Source organism: Rhodoferax sp. EU05-FHT12H12 (genome assembly GCF_058791215.1).
Genome location: NZ_JBYTDI010000010.1, coordinates 17,629 through 29,159 on the forward strand (window position 1 = coordinate 17,629; position 11,531 = coordinate 29,159).

General features: G+C 64.1%; 10 protein-coding genes. 8 read left to right on the forward strand and 2 right to left on the reverse strand.

Annotated elements, in window-relative coordinates:
- The first annotated feature begins 40 nt into the window (after window positions 1-40).
- The 7 genes from AC3WS7_RS18135 to AC3WS7_RS18165 all read left to right on the forward strand — a co-directional run bounded on the left by AC3WS7_RS18135 (window position 41) and on the right by AC3WS7_RS18165 (window position 6,492).
- Window positions 41-694: a thiol:disulfide interchange protein DsbA/DsbL gene (locus AC3WS7_RS18135; RefSeq protein ID WP_492657324.1), complete on the forward strand. Its 654-nt coding sequence runs from the start codon at window positions 41-43 to the stop codon at window positions 692-694.
- Between the two features lie 102 nt (window positions 695-796).
- Window positions 797-1,729 carry an exopolyphosphatase gene (locus AC3WS7_RS18140; protein WP_492657325.1) on the forward strand — a complete coding sequence of 311 codons (933 nt, stop codon included), beginning with the start codon at window positions 797-799 and terminating at the stop codon, window positions 1,727-1,729.
- Window positions 1,730-1,804: 75 nt separating this feature from the next.
- Entirely contained in the window at window positions 1,805-2,413 is a 609-nt protein-coding gene (lptA, locus tag AC3WS7_RS18145) for a lipopolysaccharide transport periplasmic protein LptA (protein ID WP_296468679.1), read from the forward strand.
- Window positions 2,410-3,186, forward strand: coding sequence for an LPS export ABC transporter ATP-binding protein (gene lptB / locus AC3WS7_RS18150; RefSeq protein WP_296468677.1), 777 nt, complete (start codon window positions 2,410-2,412; stop codon window positions 3,184-3,186). The genes lptA and lptB overlap by 4 nt, the downstream gene beginning before the upstream one ends.
- On the forward strand, window positions 3,187-4,800 hold the full coding sequence (gene rpoN / locus AC3WS7_RS18155) for an RNA polymerase factor sigma-54 (protein ID WP_492657326.1): 1,614 nt from the start codon (window positions 3,187-3,189) through the stop codon (window positions 4,798-4,800). It begins immediately after the preceding gene.
- Entirely contained in the window at window positions 4,797-6,068 is a 1,272-nt protein-coding gene (locus AC3WS7_RS18160) for a THUMP domain-containing class I SAM-dependent RNA methyltransferase (protein ID WP_296468673.1), read from the forward strand. The genes rpoN and AC3WS7_RS18160 overlap by 4 nt, the downstream gene beginning before the upstream one ends.
- Window positions 6,061-6,492: a putative toxin-antitoxin system toxin component, PIN family gene (locus tag AC3WS7_RS18165; RefSeq protein WP_296468672.1), complete on the forward strand. Its 432-nt coding sequence runs from the start codon at window positions 6,061-6,063 to the stop codon at window positions 6,490-6,492. Before AC3WS7_RS18160 ends, AC3WS7_RS18165 begins: the two co-directional genes overlap by 8 nt.
- On the opposite strand, the gene AC3WS7_RS18170 is transcribed toward AC3WS7_RS18165, so the two are convergent.
- Entirely contained in the window at window positions 6,482-7,708 is a 1,227-nt protein-coding gene (locus tag AC3WS7_RS18170; RefSeq protein WP_492657327.1) for an MFS transporter, read from the reverse strand. The two genes, AC3WS7_RS18165 and AC3WS7_RS18170, sit on opposite strands and share 11 nt — an antisense overlap.
- A 95-nt stretch (window positions 7,709-7,803) precedes the next feature.
- On the opposite strand from AC3WS7_RS18170, the gene AC3WS7_RS18175 reads away from it, so the two are divergent.
- On the forward strand, window positions 7,804-8,727 hold the full coding sequence (locus AC3WS7_RS18175) for a LysR family transcriptional regulator (RefSeq protein WP_492657328.1): 924 nt from the start codon (window positions 7,804-7,806) through the stop codon (window positions 8,725-8,727).
- Window positions 8,728-8,788: 61 nt separating this feature from the next.
- Here the strand turns inward: AC3WS7_RS18175 and AC3WS7_RS18180 are convergent, their stop codons facing one another.
- Window positions 8,789-11,476, reverse strand: a complete 2,688-nt coding sequence (locus AC3WS7_RS18180; RefSeq protein WP_492657329.1) for a sensor histidine kinase — start codon at window positions 11,474-11,476, stop codon at window positions 8,789-8,791.
- Between the last annotated feature and the right edge of the window lie 55 nt (window positions 11,477-11,531).

Consider the following 11,531-nt stretch of genomic DNA (forward strand, 5'->3'; position numbering starts at 1 on the left):
GGGCCCTGTCCCACCAGCCCCTTTACACAGTGAGACGGATATGAAACGACGCGAATTCACGCAACTGACCACTGGCGCAGCCTTGGCTTCGGCTACTTTGCTGGGCACTTCGGTACACGCCCAGGCCAGCAAGCCCAAGGCAGGGACCGATTACCAGGTGCTGGACCCACGGGCTGCCGTGGAAGCTGGGGCTGGCAAGATCGAGGTGGTGGAGTTCTTTTGGTACAGCTGCCCGCATTGCAATGCGTTTGAGCCCACATTGCAGGCCTGGATCGCCAAGTTGCCCAAAGATGTGGTGTTGCGTCGTGTCCCCGTTGCGTTCCAGGACAGTTTTGTACCGCAACAGCGCCTGTATTTCACACTCGAAGCCATGGGCTTGGTCGAGAAACTGCACGCCAAAGTGTTCGCCGCCATCCACGTCGAAAAGAAGAACCTTGCCAGCGGCGAGGCGATTCTGGAGTGGGTGGGTCAGCAGGGCGTGGACAAGGCCAAGTTTGTGCAGCAGTACAACTCCTTCACCGTGGTGACCAAGGTGACCAAGGCCACGCAGTTGCAAAACGCCTACAAGGTGGAGGGTGTGCCTGCGCTGGGTGTGGCAGGGCGTTACTACACCGATGGCTCCATGGCTGGCAATATGCAGCGGGCCTTGCAGGTGGTGGACACGCTGGTTGCCGACGTCCGCGCAGGGCGTTAATCCGCCGGGTTTTGTTGCTGGTTTTGCCGCGGGTGGGGTGCCGGCCTCCAAGGGCCGGGGCTAGAATGGTTTGGCCCCCCAACCTTTGTGGAGACCGTTCCCATGGCGCAGCAGAAATTTCGGCTTGTCACCCGCAGCGATTTTGATGGACTGGTATGTGCGGTGCTGCTCAACGAGCTGGACCTGATCGACGACATCAAGTTCGTCCACCCCAAGGACATGCAGGACGGCAAGGTGGAGGTGTCCGACCGCGACATCACCACCAACCTGCCTTACGTGCCGGGCGTGCACCTGGCGTTTGACCACCACGAGTCAGAAACGGTGCGCAACACCGGCGAGCGCCCCAATCACATCATCTTGCCCCACGCGGATTCGGCCGCGCGCGTGGTGTTTGACCACTATGGCGGTGCCAACCGTTTCCCGGCACGCTTTCACGACATGATGGAAGCGGTGGACAAGGGCGACTCGGCCCGCTTCAGCCACGACGAAATCATGGCCCCCACAGGCTGGGTGCTGCTGAACTACCTGATGGATTCGCGTACCGGCCTGGGCCGTTTCCGGGAGTTCCGCGTCAGCAACTACCAGTTGATGATGGACTTGATCCAGTACTGCCGAAACCACGGCATCGACGAAATCCTGCAGCTGCCCGATGTGGTGGAGCGCGTGGATCTGTACTTTGAGCACGCGGCCAAGGCCAAGGAGCAGCTGCTGCGCTGTTCCACGGTGCATGGCAATCTGCTGGTGCTGGACCTGCGCAACGAAGACACCATCTTTGCGGTGAACCGCTTCATGGTCTACGCGCTGTTCCCCCAGACCAATATCTCCATCCACGTGTTGTGGGGCCTGCAGAAGCAAAACACCGTGTTTGCCACCGGCAAGTCCATCACCAACCGCACGTCCAAGACCAATATTGGCGAGCTGATGCTGGGCTACGGCGGGGGCGGCCATGCCAACGCGGGCACCTGCCAGGTGGAGAATGACCGCGCTGCCGAGGTGCTGCAGGCGCTGACCACCAAAATTAACGCCGACGGCTGAACCCGCCAGGGCGCGAAATGCGCAAAGCGCTCGGTACAATGGCCGAAGCGCTTTTCGAGCAAGTTTCGTGCCTTTATGAAAAATACCCTTTTGTCGGTGTCTTTGTGGCTGGTGATGGCCGGTGTGGCGGGTCACGCCTGGGCCGAAAAAGCCGACCGCAACAAGCCCATGAACGTGGAAGCAGATGCCCTGCGCTACGACGACCTCAAGCAGGTCAGCGTCTTCACCGGCAACGTGGTGCTGACCAAGGGCAGCATCGTCATCCGTGGTGCCCAGCTCGAAGTGCGCCAGGACCCCGATGGCTACCAGTTTGGCCTGGTCACCGGTTCTGCGGCCACCCCGGCATTCTTCCGTCAGAAGCGCGATGGCTTGGACGAATTTATTGAGGGCGACGGTGAAACCATTGAGTACGACGGCCGCGCCGACACCGTGCGCTTCATCAAAAAAGCCCAGTTGCGCCGACTGCGTGGTGCCACCCTGGCCGACGAGGTGACGGGCGCCAGCATCCTGTACGAAAACCTCAGCGACCGCTTCACCGTGGACGGTGCGCCCAAGAGCGCCACCGCCCCCGCAGGCCGGGTGCGGGCCATGCTGACGCCCAAACCCGACGCTGCGGCGCCCGCCGTGCCCCAAGCCAGCCCCACCTTGCGCGCCACGCCGCAACTTGAGAAAGCCGCCCAGTGAGCGCGCCCACCCAAGAAGCCCCGGACACCAGCACCGGGCGGCTGGAAGCCCGGCATTTGCAAAAGTCCTATGGCAAACGTCAGGTGGTCAAGGACGTATCGCTGGCCGTGCGCACGGGGGAGGTGGTGGGGCTGTTGGGCCCCAACGGCGCGGGCAAAACCACCTCGTTCTACATGATCGTGGGTCTGCTGCGCGCCAGCGCAGGTGACATCACCATCGATGGCCAGTCCATTGAGCACATGCCCATCCACCGCCGCGCGCGCCTGGGGCTGGGGTACCTGCCGCAAGAGGCCTCGATATTCCGTAAGCTGAATGTGGAAGACAACGTGCGCGCCGTGCTGGAGTTGCAGCGCGACGAGGCGGGCAACCCGCTGAAGTCGGCCGAAATTGAGTCGCGCCTGACCGCGCTGTTGCAGGACTTGCGCGTGGAGCACCTGCGCGAGTCGCCTTCGCTGGCCTTGTCGGGTGGCGAACGGCGCCGGGTCGAGATTGCGCGCGCATTGGCCACGCGGCCTCGCTTCATCTTGCTGGACGAGCCCTTTGCCGGTATCGACCCGATTGCCGTGATCGAGATCCAGCGCATCATCAACTTCCTCAAGGGCCGCGGCATTGGGGTGCTGATCACCGACCACAATGTGCGCGAGACCCTGGGCATTTGCGACCACGCCTACATCATCAGCGACGGCCATGTGCTGGCGCAGGGCACCCCCTCCGAGATCGTGAACAACGCCGATGTACGCCGGGTGTACCTGGGCGAACACTTCAAGATGTAGATGAAACAAGGTCTTTCACTACGCGTCTCCCAACACCTGGCGCTCACGCCCCAGTTGCAGCAGTCCATCCGTCTGCTACAGCTCTCCACGCTGGAGCTGAGCCAGGAGGTGGAGCAGATGCTGGACGAAAACCCGTTTCTGGAGCTGACCGAGGACCGGGCCGAGCGCGAGGACTTCGGCCTCAACGCCGCCGACGCCACCGTCAGTGAAGGCGATCGCCTGTCCGAGAGCGGTGAGGCGGACTATGCTCCTAATTCTGTAGCTGACTACGCAACATCCACGAGCGCTAGCAGCACAAATGATGAGGAATCCACACCGCTGAGCAGCAGCGACGAGCCCAACTGGGAGGGGGACGGCACCACCGAAATGACGCCCGATGACGGCGAGTGGGGCGTGGACGCCAAGGCCAAGGCCAACAACCTGGGTGACGATGAAGAGAAAGACGCCACCGAGCTGGCACGTTCCGCCGAATCACTGCAGGCCTTTTTGCACCGCCAGGCCCTGAGCCTGCGCACCACGGCCACCGATGCGGCGGCGCTGCGTTTTCTCATCGAATCGCTCAACGACGATGGCTATCTGGAAGACCCGCTGGAAGAACTGGCGCGCAGCCTGAACCCCGGCGATGAAGAGCAGCTGCAAGACCTGGTGCACCACTTCACCGTGGCGCTGGGTCTGCTGCACAGCCTGGAACCCGTGGGCGTGGGCGCGCGCGACCTGGGCGAGTGCTTGCGCCTGCAAGTGGCGCACCTGCTGCAACTCGCGGATGAGGAGGGGGAGGTCGACCGGACCGAGGTGCTGCAGGTGGCCCTGGGCATTTGCAACAAACCGATGGACCTGCTGGCCCGACGCGACATCAAGCGCCTGGTGCAAATGGGTGTGGGCAGCGATGCGCTGGTGCGCGAAGCGATTGCGCTGATCGCACGGCTGGAGCCCAAGCCCGGACGCCGCTTTGTGGACGTGGAGCGCAACATCGTGGTGCCCGACGTGTTGGTGGTGGCGATTGGCAAGGTCGGTGGCACGCCCAAGTTCCGCGTACAGCTCAACCCCGAGGTCATGCCGCGCCTGAAGGTGCACGACATTTATGCCAACGTGCTGCGCAACCACCGCGGTGGCCGTGACGGTGCAGGCCACGCGGCGCTGCAGCAGCGCCTCCAAGAGGCGCGCTGGTTCATCAAGAACATCCAGCAGCGCTTTGACACCATCCTGCGCGTGAGTACGGCCATTGTGGAGCGGCAGAAAAACTTTTTCACCCACGGCGAGTTGGCCATGCGCCCCCTGGTGCTGCGCGAGATTGCCGACGAACTGGGCCTGCACGAATCCACCATCAGCCGCGTGACCACCGCCAAGTACATGGCCACCCCGTTTGGCACCTTCGAGCTCAAGTACTTCTTCGGCTCGGGCCTGGGCACCGAGAGCGGCGGCAATGCCTCCAGCACCGCGGTACGCGCGCTCATCAAGCAGTTCATTGCCTCCGAGAGCAGCAAGAAGCCCTTGAGTGACAACCAGATCTCTGACATGCTCAAAGAGCAGGGTATCGAATGCGCCCGGCGCACCGTGGCCAAATACCGCGAGGGCCTGAAGATTGCCCCCGCCTCACTCCGCAAAGCGCTATGAACCAACTGACCCTTTTTCTCCCCTGTGCCGCTGGCGTGGAGGAGTACCTGGCGCCGGAGATTTTGCAAATCACCGGCCTGCCGCCCGGCTGCGTGACCAAGCAGCGCGGTGGTGTGGCCGTGCGCACCTCGTTTGCGCACGCCATGTTGCTCAACCTTTACAGCCGCCTGGCGCAGCGCGTGCTGGTGCTGGTGTCGTACACCGAATACCGCAGCGAACAAGACCTGTACCGCGCCGGTCTGCAGGTGCCGTGGGAGCAGTGGTTCACACCCAAGGAAAGCATCAAGGTCGAAGTGACGGCGCAGCACAGCCCGTTGACCTCGCTGAACTTTGCCGCGCTCAAGGTGAAGGACGCCGTGTGCGACCGCTTCCGCGAAGTGGCGGGCGGTGTGCGTCCCGACGTGAACACGCAGTGGCCCGATGTGCGTATCTACGCCCACCTGACCACCGACAGCTGCTCGCTCTACATCGACACCTCGGGTGAACCGCTGTTCAAGCGTGGCTGGCGTGAGGACAAAGGGGATGCGCCGCTGAAAGAGACCCTGGCCGCGGCCATGATTGCGGCCAGCGGCTGGGCCTCGGGCGACGACGACCTGATGCCCTTGTACGACCCCTGCTGTGGTAGCGGGACGGTGGCCATTGAGGCCGCACAGATTGCCTGCAATATCGCAGCCGGTTCGTTGCGTCGCTTTGCGTTCGAGAAATACCGCCCCTTCCGCTCGCAGGAATGGGTGGACATGAAGGCCGAGGCCGCCGCCAATGTGGTCAAGCCCGAGCCGGGTCAGGCTGCATTGATTTACGGCAGCGATGTGTCGCACCGCATGGTGGACTTTGCGCAGCGCAACGCGCAGCGCGCGGGCGTGGCTGACGTGATCGAATTCCGCGGTGGCGACGCGCTGCAGCGTATGCCCCCGATTGAGGGCGGCGGCGTGATGGTGCTGAACCCTCCCTATGGCGAGCGCATCGGCATCGGCGGTGTGGCCGGTGAGGGCGAGGGTGCGCGTTTTGGCGCACGTGAACTCGCGCAGACCGACGAGGGTGTGGACTTCTTCAACCAGCTGGCCAGCCACTGGAAGAAAAACTACAGCGGCTGGACCGCCTGGGTGCTGACACCCGACCTCAAGCTGCCCAGCAAGATGCGTTTGAAAGAGTCGCGCCGCGTGCCGATGTGGAACGGCCCGCTGGAGTGCCGCCTGTTCAAGTTCGACATGGTCAAGGGCCGCCTGGCCAAGGGCACTGCAGCAGCTGCCCAGGAGCCCAATGACTGAGCTCCAGACGGAGGCTGTCCGCCAGGTCATTCTGGACACCAACATCGTGCTGGACCTGCTGGTCTTCCACGATGCGGCCACCCCCCCGCTGCGTGATGCCTTGCAGGCCGGGCGCCTGCAATGGGTGGCTACCACTCCCATGCGTGACGAACTGGAGCGTGTGCTGGCCTACCCGCAAATCGCCAAGCGCCTGGACTTCTACGGTCTGAGCGCCGCGCAGGTGCTGCAGGCGCGCGATGCCCTGGTGCGGACCGTGGAGGTGCCGCCCAAGGCCAGCGTGACCTGCAAAGACCCCGACGACCAGAAGTTCATCGACCTGGCCGTCGCCCAGCGTTGCCTGGTGCTGAGCAAGGACCAAGCCGTACTTTGCATGGCAAAACGGCTGCTAGCCCTCGGCGCTGCTGCGCGAGCAGCTATCGAATAGATAGCGCTTCGACGATGCCGCCGGCTACAGGCCAGAGCCGCACGGCCAATGCGGTGGCTGCTGCCAGCGCCGCCAGACCACAGACGCCTGCCCAACCCCACTGTGCCAGCGCCAGGCTGCCCAGCCAGGCGCCACTGGCCATGCCGATGAACATGCCACCCATGAGCACGGCGTTCAGGCGGCTGCGCGCGGCGGGTTCCAGGCTGTAGACGATGGTCTGGTGCGCAATCAGGCTGGCCTGCACGCCCAGGTCAAACACCACAGCGCCCAGCGCCAGCAGCCACAGCGGGCTGTCGGTTCCCAGCGCACCCAAACCCATGGCCAGGAATGCGACCACCACCAGCGCGGCGCCCAGCCGGGTCACCACCTCGGGACCGCGCCGGTCGGCCATGCGACCTGCCAGCGGTGCGGCCAGGGCACCCGCGGCACCGGCCAGGCCAAAGGCCCCGGCTGCGGCACTGCCCAGGTGGGCCGGCGCGGCATGCAGCATCACGGCCAAGGTAGACCAGAAGGCGCTGAAGGCCACGCTGAGCAAGCCTTGCGCGAGGGCCGCCCGGCGCAAGCCGCGGTGGCGCTGCCACAGCGTGGCCAATGTGCGCATCAGAGCCGGGTAGGGCAGCTGGGTGGTGGGTGCAAAGCGTGGCAGGCCGCGCCAGACGGCCGCACCCAAAAGTGCAATGCTGAGTGCTGCGGCCACAAACATGGCGCGCCAGCCCGCCTGCTCGGCCACCAGACCCGACACCACGCGCGACAGCAAAATGCCCAGCAACAGCCCGGTCATCACCGTGCCCACAATCTTGCCGCGGCTGGCTTCGGGCGCCAGTGTGGCGGCGGCGGGCACGATGTCCTGCGCCAGCGTGGCAGAAACGCCAATCACCAGGCTGGCTGCGAGCATCACTCCCAGCGAAGGTGCGGCAGCGGCGGCCAGCAGCGCTAGGCACAGCACGGCGGCTTTGCCAAGGATGATGCTGCGCCGGTCAAAGCGGTCGCCCAGGGGAGCCAGCAGCACCAGGCCCAGGGCGTAGCCCAATTGGGTGAGGGTGGGGACCAGGCCAATGGCGCCGGGCGTGACTCCGAACTCGGCGCCCAGCACGCCCAGCATGGGTTGGCTGTAGTACAGCGCCGCGGCGGCCAAGCCGGCGCCGGTGGCTAGCAGCAGCACCAAGGCCGCCGGCAAGGCGTTGGCAGGCTTATGCGTGGAATTGGTGGATGTCATGGTATTAACCCTAGGTTCGACGATGGAGCGAGTGTGTCACCGCCTAAATCAACTGGGAATGCCTGCAATCCACACAATTGTTATACGCTTGACGTATGAAGACAGCTCCCGACCGCATTGAACTCATGCAGACCCTGGTGCGCATTGTGGAGGCCGGCAGCCTGTCGGCTGCCGCGGCACAGCTGGGCACCACCCAACCTACCGTGAGCCGGCGCCTGCAGGCGCTGGAGCGCATGCTGGGCGCCAAGCTGCTGCAACGCTCCACCCACGCCATGCAACTCACCGAGGAAGGCCAGCGCTGCTTTGCCCATGCCAAGGAACTGCTGGTGAATTGGGACGCCTTTGAGGCCGATCTGCGTGGCAGCACCGACGTACCCGAGGGCACGCTGCGTGTGGTGGTGCCGCATGCCATTGGCCAGCAGCAGCTGGTGGGCCCGCTGGCCGACTACCTGCAGCGCCACCCGCGCGTGGCGGTGGAGTGGCTGCTGCACGACCGCACGCCGGACTTCATTGCTGACGGCATTGACTGCGCCATCCATGTGGGCACGGTGGACGACCCGTCGGTGGTGGCGGTCAAGTTGGCAGAGATTCCGCGCATCGTGGTGGCCGCGCCTTCCGTGTTGGGCGATGCTTCGCCGCCAGTGCACGCCTCAGATTTGGCGGCGTTACCCTGGTTGGCACTGCGCACTTTCTACCGCAACGACATCACGCTGAGCCATAGCGGTGGCGCGCAGCAGCGCCTGGCGCTGAAACCTCGCATGGCCACTGACAGCCTGTACGCGCTGCGCAGCGCAGCACTCTTGGGGCTCGGGGTGTGCGTGGCATCGAGCTGGGCGGTGGCCGATGACGTGGCCCAGGGCCGGCTGCTGCACCTGCTGCCCGAGTGGCGCGCCGAACCATTGCCGATTTACCTGCTCTACCCATACGCCCACTTCTACCCAGCCAAGCTGCGCCGCTTTGTGGACATTCTGCGGCCTGCTCTGATTGCCGGCTGGGGCACGCCAGCAGCAGCTGTTTGAGTGAAGAATAAGGCGCTAGACCCCGTATTTATTGCGCCAACCGCTCCTGAATGAATAGCAACTATTGGAGTGGTGCGGGTGCACTGTGCACAGGCGCGTGGGTTGGCAGGCGCAGCACAAAGCGGGTGCCCACGCCCACCGTACTGTGGGCGGTGATGCTGCCGCCCAGCACATTGGTGGCCAGGTTGTAGACGATGTAGAGCCCCAGGCCGCTGCCGCCGCGGCCCAGCTTGGTGGTGTAAAACGGCTCGAAGACATGCGGCAGATTGCCCGGCGCGATGCCGCAGCCGTTGTCGGCGTATTCCAGCACCACCTCGTCGCCTTCCAGGCGAGCCTGGATGTCTATCTGGCCTTGCGCCACGCCTTCAAAGCCGTGGTTCAGGCTGTTGGTCAGGAAGTTCGTCAGGGCTTGTTCCAGCGGGCCGGGGTAGCTGTCCAACGCCAGGTCTGTGGGGATGGCCAGCGACACCTGGTGCCTGGCATTCTTGAACAAGGGGCGGGTGGTGGTGAGCACCTCATTCACCACATCCAGCAGCGTAAAGCGCCGCCTGCGCGTGCTGCTCTGGTCGACCGCCACCTCCTTGAAGTCGTTGATCAGTTTGGCGGCCTTGGTCGCGTTGCGTTCGATGAGCACGCTGGCCTCTTGCATGCGGGTGGTCGCCTTGTCCACATCGGAGCGGCGGGCCTTGCCAGAGAGCAGCTTCTGGCTGAAATCGGACACTTCATCGGTCAGGGTGGTGGCCACGGACATTACGTTGCCAATGGGCGTGTTGAGCTCGTGCGCGACCCCGGCCACCAGGCTGCCCAAAGCAGCCAATTTCTCGGATTGCACCAATTGGCCCATGGCGTGTTTGAGCTCTGCATTGCGGGCTTGCACGCGGGCTTCGAGATCCCGGTTGAGCTCTTCCAGTGTGGTTTGGGTCCGTTTCAGTCGGGTGACGTCGATCAGGGTCTGAATGGCCCCGGTGATCCGGCCCTGTGCATCGCGCAAAGGGGCTGCGCAGTAGCGTATCCACATGCCGCGCTCGCGCTCCATGCCGGCGAAATAGTCTTCGCCTTCCAGGGCGCCGGGAATGATGGGGCTTTCGCGCAGTTTTTGACCGTAGTGGCGTGCCAGGTCTTCAGGGCGTGCGCCGTCCACCAGCACATCGAGCAGGCAAGGCCGTGGATCAGGGTAAATGCCACGCCAGGTGTCTGTGGTGCCCACCACGGTTTCCGCCTTGACCCCGGTCAGGCGTGTCATGTGCGGGTTCCAAAAGGTGATCTGGTGCTGGGCATTGATGGCAAATACTGCGACCGGCAAGTTTTGGTACACCTGCTGCAAGCTGTGTTCAAACTCCTTGGCCATCACTTCAGCCTGTTTGCGGTCCGTGACGTCGCGGATGGCGGACACGGTGCGCTGCCCCTGCGCCATCTCAAAGCGTGTCATGGAAATCTCTGACCAGAACACCGTGCCGTCCTTGCGCTTGGAACGCCATTCGAAAAACTGGGCACCCTCGCGCCGCGTTTTCTCGATCCAGGCCAGCGCTTCGGCAGGGCCATAGCCGGGTTCCTGGGAGCTCAGATCGCCTGGGTGCAAGGCGGCCACCTCATGGCCTTGGTAGCCAAACAGCTGGACAAAGCGCGGGTTGATCTGCACGATCTGGCCGGTATCCGCATCACGCACCATGATGGCGTCGGGGCTGTGGTCAAACAAGGCCTGGTAGTTGCGCGCACTCAGGCGTTGCGCGGCCTCTGCCGCATGGCGCACCCGGATGCCGTGCAGCAGCAGGCCAATGATCACCAGCATGCTGCCAAACAACACGCTAAGCCACGGCAAGTGGGGCCGCAGGGACTCCATGGTGTCCTTGGGGCGCTGCAACACGGTGGCCGTGGCAGGCAGGCGGTCCATGTCCACGTCCCAGCGCTGCATCTGGGGGTAGTCAAAGGTGGCGTGGGAGCTGCCATCCACAAACGGCAGTGGTGTGGGAATACTTCCGTCCAGCACTTGCATCGCCAAGCGGCCCACGGTTTGCCCCTGGTCAAACCCGGACACCAGAAAGCCCCCCAAAACGCCGGGGCGCATGGCCACATCGCGCGTGACGGCGACGGGGGCTTTTGCCGCGGCCGTCCACAGGTCGGTTGCCTCCTCGTGGGTGAGCACGTGGCCCTCGGCATCCCGGTTAAAGGGCAGGGCAAACACCAGGTCTTGGGCGCTGGTTTGGCTCAGCCGTTGCTGCATGGCGGCCACGGGCAGGTTGGTCAGGTACTCGATGGTGGCGCCGGGCTGGGAGGCCATGCGGCTGTGCAGGGTCTCGACCTGTGCGAGGCTGGTGCGGCTTTGGTCGTGGATGACGAGGACACGTTGGGTCTGTGGGCGCATGCGCAGCATTTGCTGCAGGCTCTCGCCCACGTCCAGGTCGTCAAATACGCCCCCCACATTGGGCACTTGCTGCAGTGCCGCGCGTCGGCTGCTGGAGACACCGGAAAACAGGACCGGCGTGCCCTTGAAATGTTTGTCGCGCAGGAGCAGTGCAAAGTCCAGGGCATCGTCGTCTGCCGCAATCAGCACAGCAGGCGGCTTGGTGCCGTATTTGGCCAGCAACAGTGCCTCGGTCAGCTGGTAGTAGTGCGTGTTGGGCACCACATGTTTGGTGTCCAGAAAATCGAGCTGTATCTCCAGGGGGGGATTGCGAGCCTGCAGCTGCTCGCGCACACCGGCGATCTGGGCATCGCTCCAGGCCATGCCTGCGTGGTAGGACGCAATCATGTGCACCCGCGCCACCTCGAGCGCCTGGGCGGGAACAAGGGCGCACCACAAGGCC

Excerpts from the sequence above, each read along its gene's own strand:
- lptA (WP_296468679.1), top strand. The coding sequence starts at position 1,805 with ATGAAAAATACCCTTTTGTCGGTGTCTTTGTGGCTGGTGATGGCCGGT.
- AC3WS7_RS18135 (WP_492657324.1), top strand. The coding sequence starts at position 41 with ATGAAACGACGCGAATTCACGCAACTGACCACTGGCGCAGCCTTGGCT.
- rpoN (WP_492657326.1), top strand. The coding sequence starts at position 3,187 with ATGAAACAAGGTCTTTCACTACGCGTCTCCCAACACCTGGCGCTCACG.
- AC3WS7_RS18180 (WP_492657329.1), bottom strand. The coding sequence starts at position 11,476 with ATGATTGCGTCCTACCACGCAGGCATGGCCTGGAGCGATGCCCAGATC.
- AC3WS7_RS18140 (WP_492657325.1), top strand. The coding sequence starts at position 797 with ATGGCGCAGCAGAAATTTCGGCTTGTCACCCGCAGCGATTTTGATGGA.
- AC3WS7_RS18160 (WP_296468673.1), top strand. The coding sequence starts at position 4,797 with ATGAACCAACTGACCCTTTTTCTCCCCTGTGCCGCTGGCGTGGAGGAG.
- AC3WS7_RS18170 (WP_492657327.1), bottom strand. The coding sequence starts at position 7,708 with ATGACATCCACCAATTCCACGCATAAGCCTGCCAACGCCTTGCCGGCG.
- AC3WS7_RS18165 (WP_296468672.1), top strand. The coding sequence starts at position 6,061 with ATGACTGAGCTCCAGACGGAGGCTGTCCGCCAGGTCATTCTGGACACC.
- AC3WS7_RS18175 (WP_492657328.1), top strand. The coding sequence starts at position 7,804 with ATGAAGACAGCTCCCGACCGCATTGAACTCATGCAGACCCTGGTGCGC.